The sequence below is a fragment of the Streptomyces sp. NPDC088910 genome, assembly GCF_044749865.1.
In the GTDB taxonomy this organism is placed as follows: Bacteria; Actinomycetota; Actinomycetes; order Streptomycetales; family Streptomycetaceae; genus Actinacidiphila.
Genome location: NZ_JBIVIV010000002.1, coordinates 274,639 through 289,216, shown reverse-complemented (window position 1 = coordinate 289,216; position 14,578 = coordinate 274,639). Strand labels below are relative to the sequence as shown.

The 14,578-nt window shown below is 72.7% G+C and carries 11 protein-coding genes, 1 tRNA gene and 1 CRISPR repeat array (1 of these 13 cut by a window edge); of the genes, 5 read left to right on the top strand and 7 right to left on the bottom strand.

Features of this window, described 5'->3' with window-relative positions:
• Nucleotides 1-271: 271 nt before the first annotated feature.
• Entirely contained in the window at nucleotides 272-1,138 is an 867-nt protein-coding gene (locus ACIP4Z_RS05840; protein ID WP_401305371.1) for a hypothetical protein, read from the bottom strand.
• A gap of 205 nt (nucleotides 1,139-1,343) precedes the next feature.
• Here ACIP4Z_RS05840 and ACIP4Z_RS05835 point away from each other — a divergent pair, with 205 nt between their 5' ends.
• Nucleotides 1,344-1,787 carry an ATP-binding protein gene (locus ACIP4Z_RS05835; RefSeq protein WP_391042124.1) on the top strand — a complete coding sequence of 148 codons (444 nt, stop codon included), beginning with the start codon at nucleotides 1,344-1,346 and terminating at the stop codon, nucleotides 1,785-1,787.
• Between the two features lie 58 nt (nucleotides 1,788-1,845).
• Here ACIP4Z_RS05835 and ACIP4Z_RS05830 read toward each other — a convergent pair whose 3' ends face one another.
• Both ACIP4Z_RS05830 and ACIP4Z_RS05825 read right to left on the bottom strand, forming a co-directional pair.
• Nucleotides 1,846-3,258, bottom strand: coding sequence for an aminopeptidase P family protein (locus ACIP4Z_RS05830; RefSeq protein ID WP_355336757.1), 1,413 nt, complete (start codon nucleotides 3,256-3,258; stop codon nucleotides 1,846-1,848).
• A 451-nt stretch (nucleotides 3,259-3,709) separates the two neighbouring features.
• Entirely contained in the window at nucleotides 3,710-5,332 is a 1,623-nt protein-coding gene (locus tag ACIP4Z_RS05825) for a PP2C family protein-serine/threonine phosphatase (RefSeq protein ID WP_401305368.1), read from the bottom strand.
• Between the two features lie 783 nt (nucleotides 5,333-6,115).
• Between ACIP4Z_RS05825 and ACIP4Z_RS05820 the strand changes: the two genes are divergently transcribed.
• A complete protein-coding gene (locus tag ACIP4Z_RS05820) occupies nucleotides 6,116-6,829 on the top strand; it encodes a bifunctional DNA primase/polymerase (RefSeq protein WP_401305366.1) in 714 nt (237 codons plus the stop codon).
• A gap of 209 nt (nucleotides 6,830-7,038) precedes the next feature.
• Complete coding sequence (locus tag ACIP4Z_RS05815; RefSeq protein WP_391042128.1) at nucleotides 7,039-7,308, top strand: hypothetical protein; 270 nt, start codon at nucleotides 7,039-7,041, stop codon at nucleotides 7,306-7,308.
• Between the two features lie 748 nt (nucleotides 7,309-8,056).
• On the opposite strand, the gene ACIP4Z_RS05810 is transcribed toward ACIP4Z_RS05815, so the two are convergent.
• The 3 genes from ACIP4Z_RS05810 to ACIP4Z_RS05800 all read right to left on the bottom strand — a co-directional run bounded on the left by ACIP4Z_RS05810 (nucleotide 8,057) and on the right by ACIP4Z_RS05800 (nucleotide 11,186).
• Nucleotides 8,057-9,019: a DUF5926 family protein gene (locus ACIP4Z_RS05810; RefSeq protein ID WP_188281531.1), complete on the bottom strand. Its 963-nt coding sequence runs from the start codon at nucleotides 9,017-9,019 to the stop codon at nucleotides 8,057-8,059.
• A 190-nt stretch (nucleotides 9,020-9,209) separates the two neighbouring features.
• A complete protein-coding gene (locus ACIP4Z_RS05805) occupies nucleotides 9,210-10,040 on the bottom strand; it encodes an ATP-binding protein (protein WP_401305363.1) in 831 nt (276 codons plus the stop codon).
• 228 nt (nucleotides 10,041-10,268) lie between these two features.
• On the bottom strand, nucleotides 10,269-11,186 hold the full coding sequence (locus ACIP4Z_RS05800; protein ID WP_401305361.1) for a glycerophosphodiester phosphodiesterase family protein: 918 nt from the start codon (nucleotides 11,184-11,186) through the stop codon (nucleotides 10,269-10,271).
• A gap of 189 nt (nucleotides 11,187-11,375) precedes the next feature.
• Between ACIP4Z_RS05800 and ACIP4Z_RS05795 the strand changes: the two genes are divergently transcribed.
• A complete protein-coding gene (locus ACIP4Z_RS05795; protein ID WP_401305359.1) occupies nucleotides 11,376-13,175 on the top strand; it encodes a S1C family serine protease in 1,800 nt (599 codons plus the stop codon).
• 36 nt (nucleotides 13,176-13,211) lie between these two features.
• Nucleotides 13,212-13,298 (top strand) — tRNA-Ser (locus ACIP4Z_RS05790).
• Nucleotides 13,299-13,493: 195 nt separating this feature from the next.
• On the opposite strand, the gene ACIP4Z_RS05785 is transcribed toward ACIP4Z_RS05790, so the two are convergent.
• A complete protein-coding gene (locus ACIP4Z_RS05785) occupies nucleotides 13,494-14,354 on the bottom strand; it encodes a hypothetical protein (RefSeq protein WP_401305357.1) in 861 nt (286 codons plus the stop codon).
• A 205-nt stretch (nucleotides 14,355-14,559) separates the two neighbouring features.
• Nucleotides 14,560-14,578: a CRISPR direct-repeat array (repeat unit 29 nt) (it continues 1,415 nt past the right edge of the window).

The window sequence follows — 14,578 nt, the reverse complement described above, 5'->3', positions numbered from 1 at the left end:
TCTGTGGGAAGTGGGCTGACGGTGGCATGGAACCGCGGACCACGGCGCGTCAGGCGCCCGCGGTCGGCGGAGGCGTGGGCGGACCCGCGCGCCACCGTCGCCGTGCTCCCCGGAAGGCGGCGTAAGTCCTATGGACCTATGCCGTATAAGTCCTATGGACCTACGTAGGACCGATGGACTCATCAGCCCAGTGAGGGCCTCTCAGGTCCGCAAGGACCTGCGAGTCCCCGGGGGCCTACGCCAAGGGGGGATTCGGCGGGGGTGCGTCGCGTCAGACCGCCGCGAGGCCGAACGGCGGCCCGCGCCTGGCCAGCGAGTGCCGCAGCAGCCACACCGTGCGGTGCCTGGCCGCCGTCGCGTCCGCCGTGCAGCGCCGCCGGGGCCGTACGCCCGCGGTCCCGGCCGCCTGCGCCGCGAGCGCGGACAGCAGCGCGTGGGCGCGGCGCAGTACGGCGGGCGAGAGCGCGGCCAACTCGGCGGCGCCGCGCACCGACAGCCGTATCAGCCGCCAGAGCGCCGCCTCGCCGCGCCGCAGCACCCAGCCCGCCACCACGGCGGCGAGCAGGTGGCCGAGGAACATCGGCAGGGAGCAGAAGGGCAGCGACATCACGGCGTGCGCGACGCTTCCCGTACCGTCCGCGGCCGTACCGCCGCTCATGTCCATGCCCGGGGTGTGCACGGGCGCGCCCATCGCGGACGGGTCGAGCCCCGCTTGCTGGACGACCCACTGCGCCTTCCGCGGGGTGAGCGGCGCCGCGGCCGTGCTCCCGCAGACCAGCCGGGCCGCGACGGCCAGCAGGCCGCCGGAGCCGGACCCCGCGCCGCCGCCGTGCCCGGCGGCCGTCGTACTCGCGCACATCTGCCCGGCGTTGAAGACGCTGTGCAGCGCGAGCTGTCCGACGGCGAGGGCGGCGGCGATGCCGGGCAGGGTGCGTTCGCGCCCCGCGAGCGGCGCCACGACCGCGAAGACCGAGAGCCAGCCGACGACCAGCGCCCACACCGGCACCGTACGGCCGGACGCCATCGCGTGCCCGACCGCGGCCAGCACGACGCAGACCGCGGTGAACACCGCGGCCCGCAGCAGTCGCATTCCGGCGCCGGCGCGCACGGAGGGGACGGAGCCCCGCGTGGCAGTCATGACGGCGGTCATCTTCTCACCGCACGCTCCGGGCGGATACGGCGGGTGTCCGGCTCGCGGGGGTGTGCGCGTGAAGTCCCCTTACACCCGTACGCCGGGCATGGGCATCCGCCGAATGAGCGATATCACGTCAACATCGCGCTTACGGGACGCTCTTCGCGGCAATACGTAACCTTATGTCGAGCCGCAGCCAGGAGGCTGGAGCATGAGCATCTGGTGGTCACTCCATTTGCGGCGCGAGGCTGCGAGCGTTCCGCTGGCCAGAAGGCTGCTGATCGGGACCATGGAGACGGCCGGAGTCGATCCGGACATCTCCTTCGACCTGGCGGTGGCCCTCTCGGAAGCGTGTGCCAACGCCGTCGAACACGCCGGATCGGGCACGGAGTACAGCGTCACCGCGCGGATCGACGGCGACCAATGCCGTATCGAGGTCGCCGACTCCGGTCCCGGATTCCCCCGCGACCGCTTCCGCCACCCGGCCCGGCCGCTGAGCCCCAGGGGCCAGCAGGCCGAGCACGGACGCGGACTCTTCCTCATCGAGGCGCTGGTGGACCACGTCCACTTCCAGAACCGGCCGGGTCACGGCACGGTCGTCTCCTTCGACAAGGTGCTCAAGTGGCGTGACGACGCCCTGCTGAAGGCGTCGTAGCGCCACTCGACTCCGGTTCCGGTGGGACCGGCTGGTGGGGCCCGGCCGGGACCGGTGTTCAGCCGCGCAGCCCCGCCATCCACGCCTCGACCTCGTCCGAGCGCCGCGGCAGCGCGTCCGACAGATTGCGGTTGCCGTCGTCCGTCACCAGGATGTCGTCCTCGATCCGGACGCCGATGCCGCGGTACTCCTCGGGCACCGACAGGTCGTCCGCCTGGAAGTACAGGCCGGGCTCGACCGTCAGCACCATGCCGGGCTCCAGGGTGGAGTCCACGTACGCCTCGGTCCGCGCGTGCGCGCAGTCGTGGACGTCCATGCCGAGCATGTGGCCGGTGCCGTGCAGCGTCCAGCGGCGCTGGAGGGCCAATTCGAGCACCCGGTCGACCGGGCCTTCGAGCAGCCCCCACTCGACCAGCTTCTCGGCCAGCACGCGCTGCGACGCCTCGTGGAAGTCACGGAAGGCCGCGCCCGGCTTCACCGCGTCGATACCGGCCTGCTGGGACTCGTAGACCGCGTCGTAGACCTTGCGCTGGACCGGCGAGAAGCTGCCGCTGATCGGGAGGGTGCGGGTGACGTCCGCGGTGTACAGGTGGTGGGTCTCCACGCCCGCGTCGAGCAGCAGCAGGTCGCCGGAGCGGACCGGGCCGTCGTTGCGCACCCAGTGCAGGGTGGTGGCATGCGGGCCCGCGGCGCAGATCGAGCCGTAGCCCACGTCGTTGCCCTCGACGCGGGCGCGCAGGAAGAACGTTCCCTCGATGTACCGCTCCGAGGTGGCCTCCGCCTTGTCCAGGACCTTGACGACGTCCTCGAAGCCGCGCGCCGTCGAGTCGCACGCCCGCTGCAACTCGGCGATCTCGAACTCGTCCTTCACCGCACGCAGCGCGGACAGGAATTCGGTCAGCTCGGCGTCGCGCTCGGCCGTCACCTTGTCGGTGAGCGCCGCCTCGATGCCCGCGTCGTGCCCGCGCACCACGCGGACCGGACCGGCCGCCTCGCGCAGCGTCTCCGCGGCCTTGCGGACGTCCCGGCACGGCATCCCGAGCAACTGCTCGGCCTCGGTGAGGCTGTGCCGCCGCCCGACCCACAGCTCGCCCTGGCCGTCCAGCCAGAATTCGCCGTTCTCCCGGTTGGAGCGCGGCAGCAGATACGCGGTCGCCGCGTGCCCGCCGCCCTTGCGCGGCTCCAGCACGAGGACGGCGTCCTGCGTCTGGTCACCGGTCAGATAGGCGTACTCGGTGGCCGCCCGGAAGGGGTACTCGGTGTCGTTGGAGCGGGTACGGAGATTGCCCGCCGGTACGACGATCCGCTCGCCGGGGAAGCGCTCGGACAGCGCGGCGCGGCGCGCGGCGGCGTACGCGGCCTGCGGCAGCGGGGCCAGGCCGTGCAGCTCCGTGTCGGCCCAGTCGGCCTTCATCACGGCCGCCAGCTCGTCGGAGACAGCCGGGTAGAGGCGGTTCTTGCGCTGCTTGATCGGCTTGTCGTCGCCGTCCGCCGCGTCCGTGGCCGCCGCGTCGCCGTCCGCCGTGGCCGCCGCGTCGGTGGCCGCTTCGACTGCCGCGTCCGTGGCCGCCTCGGCCGCCGTCACGGCCGTCCCCGTCGTCTCAGGAGTCTCGGGCGTCTCCTGTCCGACCCGCTCGACCTGCTCGTCCGGCTGTGCCTGGGCCTCGGCCACGTCCTGTCCTCCTCGCTGTCGTCGCCATAGCTGCCTGGAGGTCCCGCCGGGACCCGCTATGGACCTCTACGCATCGTATGTGCGCGCGGAAGAGGGCGTGCGGGGGGCATAGGTCCTGAATCGCTCACGAATCAGGACCGGGCGGACCGAAGCGGACGCGAGTGACCGCGGCCCGTCTCTCTAAGGGGCCCGTCTCGCAGGGGCCCGTCTTCCGCAGTCGCCCGTCTCTCAGGGGCCGTCTCTCTCCGCCTCAGCCGAAACGGACGGCGAGCAGGACGACGTCCTCCACGCCCTCTGACCGGTCGAGGCCGTCGGGCAGGACGGCGTGCAGGATGTGGTCGACGAGACGGTCGGGGTCGTCGCGGGCCGGGCGCGGGGCGCTCTGCGCGGCGGCGTGCAGCCGGGCGAGCGCCCGGTCGGCGGACTCCCCCGTACGGTGCAGCAGCCCGTCCGTGAACAGCACCAGGGTCTCGCCGGGCCGCGCGTACAGCTCGACGCTGGGCGCCTCCCAGCAGCTGAGCATGTTCAGCGGCGCGGACAGCGACGTCTCGACGTACTCGCAGCGGCGGTCGCCGATCACCAGCGGCGGGCAGTGTCCCGCGCCCGCCAGGATCAGCTTGCGGCCGCCGGGGCCGCCCGCCGGGCGCGGGCCGCCGTTCGCCGCCTCCGCCTCCACGTACGCGAACAGTGCCGTCGCGGACCTGGCGGGCTCGGTGAGCCGCATCAGCAGTTCCAGGTCGGACAGGACCGCGACCGGGTCCTCGCCCTCCATCACCGCGTACGCGCGCAGGCTCGCGCGCAGCCGTCCCATCGCGGCCACCGCGCCGGGGCCGCGCCCCGTCACCCCGCCGACGGCCAGGCCGAGCGCGCCCTCGGGCAGCGGCAGCGCGTCGTACCAGTCGCCGCCGCCACGCGGATTCGTCCGGTGCCTGACCGCCAGCCGTACGCCGGGGACGCGCGGCAGCCGTTCCGGCAGCAGTTCCGCGGCCAGCGCCGCCGTGGTGTCCCGTGCGCGCCGCAGGTCGAGCACGCGTGCGGTGTGCTCGGCGGCGAAGCGCAGATACAGGCCCATCAGGCGGCGCTGCCGGTCGTCGGGTTCCGCGGGTTCGTCGTAGAACCACACGGCCGTGCCCAGCCTGCCGGCCGACTGCGCCGTCAGCCGCAGCGCGTAGCTCGCGCCGAGGCCGAGCTGGACGGCGACCTCGCGGTGCCGCCGGTCGAGGCCGGGTTCGTGCAGCAGGTCGGCATGGACGCGTTCGCCGTCCGCGTCCCGCGCCGCTGATCCGTCCTTCGCCGCTGATCCGTCCTCTGCCCCCGATCCGTCCCGCGCTCCTGATCCGTCCCGCGCTCCTGATCCGCTCGCGTCACTCGGCACGCCGGTGTCGGAGGCGGACGTACGGGGTACGGGCACGGTCTCGATCGTGCCGAGGTCGGCGTGGCCGAGGCCGAGGCCGACGGTGCGTTCGGGGCCGAGGCCGTCGGCCGGCTCCAGCGCGACCATGCCGCGGCGGGCGCCGACCAGGGTGGCCCCGGCGCGCAGCACCTCGTGCAGCGTGTCGTCCAGCGCGGTCGTCCGGGCCAGCCGCTCGGTCAGCTCGTGCACCAGGGACAGGTCGCACACCCAGGAGGCCAGCCGGTCCTGCACGGCGGGGGAGCCGTACCGGTCACCGGCCGCTTCCTCCGGCGCCCGGGGACGGCCCGCACCGGGTACGGTCACGGGCTTGGCCGCGGGTTCGGCGGCCTGGTCGGTCACGGGCGCGGTCGCGGAACCAGTCGTGGAATCGGGTGCGGAACCGGTCGTGGAATCGGGTGCGGAACCGATCGTGGAATCGATCGTGGAATCGGCCGCCGGTTCCGTCGCCGGTACCGTCACCGGTTCCGTCCTCGGTCCCGCCGGTTCCGTCGCGGGTGCGGGCGGAGCGGCGGGGGAGACGGCGGGGACCGCGGAGGCGGCCGTGACCTGCGCAGGGCCTCCCGCGGGGGACGCATTCTGCGCCGCCGCGGAAGGAGGTGGCTCTGTTCCGGCCACTTTTTTCATGTGAGCGGCGCTCATGGCCGGGGGCTTCCGGCCAGTCGCCAATGGATGGGGCATTCCGCGCTTTTCGTCCGCAAAGCGCGGCGCATCTGCATCAATAGCATCGCAAACCCCCATGTCGTGGCGCGTCGCTACCAAGGAACCCACTTGTACACGCACAATCGCGGGCATGTCCAGGATTGTCCTGGTAGACGGAGTGGCGTCGGGACGTGACCGGTGTCACGTGCCGTGGTGCGCCGGTGGCCTGGAGTAGCCGTCGAACCGCCGCAGGTTGGCCAGAAAGAGCTACCCCCGTCTCATGCGCGCTGTCGACTGATCCCGGCCAACAGCGCGTCATATTTGCGGGTGATGGGTAGGAACCCGGAGTCCGGCTCAAGCGTCGTAGTACGTAAGCAATTGACAGCCGACCCCACCCCGAGTGGCGAGCGGGAGCTGCGCCCAACGGGATCCACGACTAGTGGCTCGCGATCGGGGCAAGTGAGCAAGCGCCATGCGCACGCCACCCACCGCCACGTTCCACGCTCGGCCGGCGGCGTGATGCGCTGCCTCGTGAACGGCGTGCTCGACAGATACGTGTGCAAGGGCAGATCCCTGGGCGTTAACGGAAAGGAACGAGCGCTGATGCGCGAGATCCTCGGAAGGCGACGCAAGCTCTCACTGCCGCGAAAGGGGCGGACCGCGTTGCGTGACGCGGCGCTCACCTATGCCGAGCAGTGGCAATGGCGTGTGGTGCCCGGTGTCGGATACGACAAACGCGGCACATGGCGGGCGACCGGTGCGCAGCCGTGCGCCTGCGCCCGCCCCAACTGCCCGGTGCCCGGCGCCCATCCGCACGAGCCGGGACTCCTGGCCGCCACCCGTGACCCGCGCATGGTGCGCTGGTGGTGGACGCGCAGGCCGGACGCGCCGGTGGTCCTCGCGACCGGCGACCGGGTGTCCGCGGCGAGCCTGCCCGCGGTGGCCGGCACGCGGGCGCTCGACGCGATCGAACGCCTCGGCGTACGGCTCGGCCCGGTGGTCGCCACCCCCACCCGGTACGTGATCCTCGTCGCGCCCTACTCGCTCGCCGAGCTGGGCGAACTCCTCGACAGCCAGGACTGGGTGCCGACGTCGCTGCGCTACCACGGCGACGGCGGATACGTGGCGCTGCCGCCGTCGAGCAGCAGCGCGGGGCAGCTCCGCTGGGTGCGGCCCCCGGTGGCCGAGGCGACGGGGCCCGACGCGCCGGTCGGGCTCGGCGGCGCCGCGCCGTGGCTGCCGCGGATCGGCGACCTCGTGGACGCCCTCGTCCGCGCGGGCCGGACCGCGCCGGACGGCGACCGGCTCACCTATTGATCCGCGTATTGATGCGCCGCGTTGACACCGCGCCTGTTCTGAACGCTGTTCAGGGCGGGCGCGGTGTCGTTCGCCGCGCGCTCTGTCACTCGTTCGGGTAGCCGAGGGCCCCGGCCCTGCGCTGAACGGCGCCTGATCGTTCCGAAGTCCCCGGTCCGCCCGCTACGTTCGGCGGACCGCAACCGTCGAGCGCAGGTGGGGTCGTGCCCGTGGAGCCGAAGTCACAGCCGCAGCCGCAGCCGCATTCGCAGGCCGTTCAGCAGGTCGCGCAGGACCATGTGTCGGGGCTGCGCATGGTGGCCCTCGCGAGCGTCGCCGCCCTGGCCGTCGTCCTGCCGCTGGCCGCCGCCACGGACGGCCCCTCGGAACACCCGGGCCACGGCGGCCACTCCGGCCACGCGGGCCTCGGGGCCCCGCACGCCAGGACCACGTCCGTGGACGGTTACGGAATGCTTCCGCCGCCCGCCGAAGGCACCTGAACCGCTACCGACCGGTACGACGAAAAGCGTCGCCGTCGTCTCCCTCGCATGGCGAAAAGCGCCGTCCGGCGCACCGCGGGCATGGAAACGCCCGGTCGCTGGCGACGGGGGATGCACCAGCGACCGGGCTGACCAAACGGTAACAAGACTTCGTCCGTTAGCAAATTCCCCGACGCCGACGGGGCGCCGATTAGCCGCGATTCAACGGGAGTTGTGACCGGAATCACGGCCTCCCCCTCCGTGCCGCCCCCGCCCCCGCCGACCGGTGGTCCGCGGACCTCCCGATCTGCCCCGCCGGGGCGGGTGGTGAGGTGCGGGAGCGTCGTGGCTGGTGGCGCAGTTCCCCGCGCCCCTTAGAAGATCGGTTCGCCGCCTGGGCGAAAGTGGGTGCGCCCTGTCAGGGGCGCGGGGAACGGCGCGGGTAACCCACCACCGGCGGGTGGTCCGGCGGCGACCGGACTGCCCCGCCGGGGCGGCTGGTGACGTGCGGGAGCGTCGTGGCTGGTGGCGCAGTTCCCCGCGCCCCTGAAAAGCGGGCCCTCCGTCCGCCTGGACGAAAGTGGGTGTGCCCCGTGAGGGGCGCGGGGAACTGCGCGGCCAGCCCCCACCGGCGGGTGGTCCGGGGGCGAGCGGACTGCCCCGCCGGGGCGGGTGGTGAGGTGCGGGAGCGCTTCGGCCGGGGTGGCGTGCGCCACCCGTACGGCTGGAGGCCGTGGAATGGCTCGCCGCGAGGCGGAGGTGGTCGGCGTCAGCTCAGGGTGATCTGGCGGTTGGTGAAGCCGCTGCGGGCGCGCCGCTCGTCGGCGGTGAGGGGGCCGGACTTGGCAAGCGTCTCGGCCAGACGCTCGTTGAAGGCGGCGGCGGGCTTCTCCACCTCGTCGGCGCCCATGCCGACCGGCAGGTCCCACACCGGCACCACGAGCCCGTGCGCGCGGAAGGAGCCGACCAGCCGCGTACCGTCACCCAGCGACGACACCCCGGCGGCGTGCAGCCGGGCCAACGCGTCGAGCAACTCCTCCTCGGGGTGCGGCATGACCCACCGCAGGTGGTTCTTCTCCGGCGTCTCGCACCAGTACGCGGCGTCCACGCCGGTCAGCCGTACGGTCGGGATCGCCGCCTGGTTGGCCCGCTCCAGCGACGCGGCCACCTCGCCGGTCGCCGCGTCGGCGTCCTCCAGCCAGAACTCGAAGCCGCTGTGCACCTCGGGCGTGAAGGGCGCGTCGAGGTCCAGCACGTCCTGGAGGCGCGGCCCGTCCTGCGGCGGGCGGCGGCCGTCCACCGGATTGCCGGGCGCCGCGGTGAGCGCGCGCAGCAGCGTGTCGGCGAGGTCGCGGCTGACGTCACCGGACGCCGCCTCGTTCTGGAGGCCGAGCAGGACGGCCCCGGTGTCGCGGCGCAGTCCGGGCCACGCCATCGGCAGCACGGTGCCGAGCGTCACCGAAGGAACGCCGTCGGGCAGCGCGTCCTTGAGGGTGAGCGGGGCGGTCGCCGCCGGGACCAGCTCGCGCAGGGCGACCCAGTCGCACTCGCCGGGCAGCCCCTCGAACGGGCGGCGCACCAGCTCGGTCACCGCGTGCGACGCCTCGCGGCCGTGACACGCCTTGTACCGGCGGCCCGAGCCGCAGGGGCAGGGCTCGCGCGCGCCGACCACCGGGACCTCTCCGCTCGTCGGGACCTTCGTCTTCGTCGCGGTCGCGCGCTTCTTGGCCATGGCTCGGTCTCTCCCGTAACGGCGGTGTTCCGGCCGTGAGCCTAGCGCCCGGCGCGGTCGCCGCCGGACCACGGCGAGGCGTGCGGAGGGGGCGGGGGAGATTACCGGGGCGCCCTGCGTGCTGTGCCCCGCGCGGCCCGGCCCGGCTCTGTGCGGCCCGGCGCGCCGCCCTACGCCTGGACCCGCGACCTCAGCCGCGTTCGTCGACCGCGCCGAAAGCCGTGTTCAGCGACCCGAGCGCGTCGAACGCTTCGATCGATTCGGCCAGGTCCATCGACATGCCCATCGGCAGGCCGCCGCCCGCACCGACGATCGGACTGATGCCCGTACCGCCGATTCCGCCGAGTCCGGCCCGCTGGCCGCGCGTGCCGCCCGTACCGCCCGCGATCACCGGGTCGTCGCGGCGCGCGTGCCGGGCGCGTACCGGAAGGACCGCCCAGACCGTCACCTCGCCGGGCGCGTCGTCGCGCACGCCCCAGCGCAGCGACAGGCTCCCGACGATGCCGAGGCCCCGGCCGCCGTGCGCGCTCAGGGAGGGGGTGGAGGGGCGTGGCCTGGTGGGGCCGCCGCCGTCGGTCACCTCGACCGCGAGGAGTCCGTCCGTGCCTATCGCCCACGCGGCGCGTATCCCGCACTCGCCGCAGTCGGCGCGGTCGCTGTCGGTACGGCCGCCGTCCGTACGGCCGCTGCCCGTACGGCCGCTGTCCGTCCGTGGGCTGTCGTGACGGCCGCCGGCCGTCCAGTCGTCGTTCACCGTACGGGGAGTGTCCCGGGCGGACCGTGCGCCACCGGCGTCACCGCCGCCCCCGGCCTCGTGCGTCTCCAAAGGACGCGCGTGCCGGAAGGAGTTGCTCAGCAGCTCCGACAGGATGAGGACGGCGTCGTCGATCACCGGCTCCGGCACGTCCTGCGCGCACAATTCGTTCCGCAGTTTCCGGCGCGCCACCGCGACGCCGGTCGGACCATGGGGCAGGGCCATGGTCGAGGACGTAGGCACCTCCTGCGCCACCATCAACGACACCCCCGAGACCTCCTTCACGCCCTTGCGCCACGGGATGGATGCCCTCTGCGACTCGGCCGGAAACAAGCCAACCGCGATCTATTGACGTACTCCGTACACATTCACGACGCACAATTGCAGCCCGAACACGATACGAACGCGCCGGGGTACGCCCTGTGACGGCTGTCGCCTGGTGATGTCGGCTGCTCTGTGTTGACTCCTGCTGTGGCCTGCGGACATCTGTGAACTTCAACGACCCAGTTGGGACAGAACCGCACTCGGGCGGTTGGTGATGATGGAATCCACCCCGAGCCGTACGCACAACTCGACATCGGCGGGTTCGTCCACCGTCCAGACGTGGACGCGGTGCCCCGCCTGGCGCAAACGCGCCACGTATCCCGGATCGGCGCGCACGATCCGCATGCTCGGCCCCGCGATCCCGACGCCCGCCGGCAGCCACCCGCTCCAGCGCCGGGGGAGCGCGTGGCGCACCAGGAAGACGGTGGGGACCGCCGGCGCGGCCAGCCGTACCCGGCGCAGCGCCCCCGGCGAGAAGCTCATCACCCGCACCTGGGCGGGCTCCCCGCGCGCCGGGCGGTCCATGCCGAAGTGCCGCAACAGGTCGAGCAGCCGCCGCTCGACCTGGCCCGACCACCGCGTCGGGTGCTTCGTCTCGATCGCCACCTCCAGGCGGCGGTCGGTGTCCGCGACCAGTTCCAGCAGGCGGCGCAGCGTGAGGACGCCGCTGCGTTCGCGCACGGCGTTTTCGTCCTCTTCTTTTACGCGTCCCGCGCGGGCACCTCTTATATGCGCGTCTTTCGCACGGGCGTCTCCTGGGTGACGGTCCCGGCTTCCGGCGCCGCCGGGTCCGCCGCGGCCGTCCTTCCACGAGCCGAAGTCCAGCGCGGCGAGGTCGGCCAGGGCGAGGGAGGAGACGGCGCCCCGGCCGTTCGACGTACGGTCCACCCGCCGGTCGTGGACACACACCAGCTCGCCGTCCGAGGTCAGCCGAACGTCGCAGTCCAGGGCGTCGGCCCCGTCCTCGATGGCTTTCCGGTACGCGGCGAGCGTATGTTCTGGTACGTCCGCGGAGGCGCCTCTATGGGCGACGACCTGGACAGGTCGCCCCTCCGGAAACGCCTCCGGGACCGCGCGCGCGTAAGTCACCGTGTCATGGTGCCACCGTCTCCCCGGCGGCCCGGTAACACGGCCGTACGACGGGTACGCGAAGATGCACAGCTACCGCTTACGGCGGTCCGACACGCCGTGGGAAATGCTGTGTTCGGCCCACCACCTTGTTCCGCACCCGGTTCGGAATCCTGTTCAGAACCTGTCCCGACCCTGAGGAGAATCGCTGTGAGCACCGAGAACGAAGCCGGCTCCGGCTCGGCTGCGGAGTCGGCAGCGCCCGCGCCCGACGGTGCCTCGGCGGCCCAGGCCCCCGTACCTCCTGCCGCTCCGCCGCTCGCCCCGCCGCCCGCTCCTCCGACGGCCCCTCCGGCCGCCCCGCCCGCGCCCGCCGCTCCCCCGGCGTCCGCGGACGGCGAGTCGCGTACGGAGATCCTGCCGGAGGTACGGGACGCGGCTCCGGTGCCGCCCGCGGATCCGTACCGGGCCCCGGCCGACCCGTACTCGTCGCCGTCCTCCTCCTCTTCTTCTTCCTCTTCGCCCGCGCCCGCGCCTTCGCCCGCGCCTTCGCCCGCGCCTTCGCCGTCGCCCTACGGTCCGCCGAGTGGGCCGCCTTCGCCGTACGGGACGCCGCCTGCCGCGGTGTTCGCGGCGGAGCAGCCGCCCGCGGGGCCGGGCGCGTTCGGTGCGTCGGGTACGTCGGGTACGGAGCAGGGCGCGGGGGCGGGCCACGGCGGGGCGGGCCACGGCGGGTCCGGCCACGGTGGCGGGCCGCACGACCCGTTCGCCGCGCCGTCGTCCCCCTACGGCGCGGCGAACGCGCCCGGTACCGGCCAGCCCGGCGGCCCCGGCGGTCTGCCGCCGGCCTGGGGCACGCACGTTCCCCCGCCGCCGAACGACGGCCGCAAGCGCCGCGGCGGCATCGGCGGCATGGTCGCCGCCGTCCTGGTGGCCGCGCTGGTCGCGGGCGGCGTCGGCGGAGGCGTCGGCTACGCGATCGCCGACCACAACGACAAGTCGAGCTCCACCTCCTCGACCACCGTCTCCGACTCCGGCAGCCAGAAGGCGTTCAACCGCGCCCCGACCTCGGTGGCGGGCATCGCCAACAAGGCGCTGCCGAGCGTCGTCACCATCAAGGCCAGCGGCAGCCAGGAGAGCGGCACCGGCACCGGTTTCGTCTACGACACCGAGGGCCACATCCTCACCAACAACCACGTGGTCGCCCCGGCGGCCAGCGGCGGCAAGCTCACCGTCACCTTCTCCAACGGCAAGACGTACGACGCGGCCGTCATCGGCCGCGCCCAGGGGTACGACGTGGCCGTCATCAAGCTGAAGAACGCCAGCGGCGTCAAGCTCACCCCGCTGCCGCTCGGCAACTCCGACCAGGCGCAGGTCGGCGACGCCACCATCGCCATCGGCGCTCCCTTCGGCCTCTCCGGCACGGTCACCACCGGCATCGTCAGCGCCGTCCACCGCCCCGTCGCCTCCAGCGACGGCCAGGGCAGCAGCGCCTCCTACATGAGCGCGATCCAGACCGACGCCTCGATCAACCCCGGCAACTCCGGCGGCCCCCTCCTCAACGCCAACGGCGCCGTCATCGGCATCAACTCCGCCATCCAGCCCGCGGGCAACAGCGACCCCGGCACCCAGGGCGGCAGCGTCGGCCTCGGCTTCGCCATCCCCATCAACCAGGCCAAGCGCGTCGCCGACCAGCTCATCAAGACCGGCCAGCCCGTCTACCCGGTGATCGGCGTCAGCCTCGACACCCAGTACCAGGGCGACGGCGCCAAGATCTCCACCGACTCCAATACCGCCATCACCTCCGGCGGCCCCGGCGCCAACGCCGGCCTCAAGCCCGGTGACGTCATCACCCGCTTCGACGACACCCTCATCGACAGCGGCCAGACCCTCATCGGCGAGATCTGGCAGCACTCCCCCGGCGACAAGGCCACCATCACCTACACCCGCAACGGCACCTCCCACACCACCACCGTCACCCTCGGCCAGCGCACCGGCGACAGCAACTAGCCCCCACCCACTAAGCTGTCCCCGCGCCCCGCGCCAGGAGGCTTGCCCGAGCGGCCTAAGGGAACGGTCTTGAAAACCGTCGTGGCAGCGATGTCACCGTGGGTTCAAATCCCACAGCCTCCGCGGTAGGTAGTGAACATGCAGGTGGGGTCGGGTCTCGATGCGATCGGGAGCCGGCCCCACCTTTTGTGTGTCCCGCTCGCGTGCCACCGAATCCCACCGATGACCAGTGCGTGTGGTCAACCTGTGGTCAGGTTTCGCGACCCCTTCTGCGGACTACGCTCCGCTATCCCGTCTGGTCAGCGAGTGCTTGGATGATCAGCTCGTTGGCCCGGTCCTGCACGCCGCGAAGGATCTTCTCGCGTAGAAGCGGAAGAGCACGGCGGCGCTGTGCCCGGCCCGCCGTGCGGCCTCCACCGGGTCGACGCCCGCCACCTTTCCCCGCGCCGCCTGCCACATCTCGGTGTACTCGGTGGAACGTACGCGCCCGCCGCCGACAGCGCGGAAGAGCCGGCCGTCCGGAGCGGTGCCGTACGTCCTGATGTGCTCGCGGAACATGCGGACGAGGACCGGCGGAATCGGCACCGATCTGGTCGCCTTGCGTGCACGGCGCTTGAGTCCGCGCTTCTCGTACGGCTGCCCGTCGTCGGTCCAGCCCGATCCGACTTCGGGCCGTGACTCGGAGAGGACGAGTTCGCCCCAGGCATCCTCGTCCTCCTCGTCGGGGAGGAGGCACCCTGTGTCGCCGAGTGCTGCGGCTTCGGAGGGTTGTGTCGAGGCGTAGTAGAGGCAGCCGAAGAACGCTTCGAGATGCTCGCCGACGTGGCCGCCGCTTCCCGTTCCCGGGGCCGCGCCTTCGAACGCATCATGCTTCTGGGCGGTGACGACGTCGTTGAGGCCGCCCACGACCTCAACGCCGCTGCCCTCGCAGTCGACTGGCAGGCCACCGGCAAGACCCCGGACACCCTGGAAGCCTGGCGCGACCGCAACCGCGCCACCTTCCGCGCCATCAACGCGTTCCACGAGGCCGCCCGCGTGGACCTCGGAGTCTCGGGCAATGTCACCGGCGAAGCCCACCCCGCCCGTGATCTCCTCCTCCCCCCGGCCCGCCGCGACAACAACGCCGGCACCTGAGGGCGATGCGGGGCTCTCCTTCCTTGCGTCCTCTCGGCCGTCCATGGTCCCTGGGTGGCCAATGGATGCTAAGGATGTCGTGGGGCTCGCTCCCCGCCTGCACGTTGCTGTGTCGAAGAGCGGGCAAGTCTTGGCCTGGTGGCGAAGTGCCTGAGTATTGGCGGATTATTGCAATAAGGAATATATGTCCGAATCTCGGCAGGTGAGTAAAATTGGCCGTCGAACCGAATAAAGCCCCAGGTCATTCACTCTGCTCCCCGCCCGCGCGG

Bases quoted from the DNA above. Each gene is read 5' to 3' on its own strand.
- ACIP4Z_RS05820 (WP_401305366.1), top strand. From the start codon at position 6,116: ATGCGCGAGATCCTCGGAAGGCGACGCAAGCTCTCACTGCCGCGAAAG.
- ACIP4Z_RS05810 (WP_188281531.1), bottom strand. From the start codon at position 9,019: ATGGCCAAGAAGCGCGCGACCGCGACGAAGACGAAGGTCCCGACGAGC.
- ACIP4Z_RS05840 (WP_401305371.1), bottom strand. From the start codon at position 1,138: ATGACTGCCACGCGGGGCTCCGTCCCCTCCGTGCGCGCCGGCGCCGGA.
- ACIP4Z_RS05835 (WP_391042124.1), top strand. From the start codon at position 1,344: ATGAGCATCTGGTGGTCACTCCATTTGCGGCGCGAGGCTGCGAGCGTT.
- ACIP4Z_RS05785 (WP_401305357.1), bottom strand. From the start codon at position 14,354: ATGGACGGCCGAGAGGACGCAAGGAAGGAGAGCCCCGCATCGCCCTCA.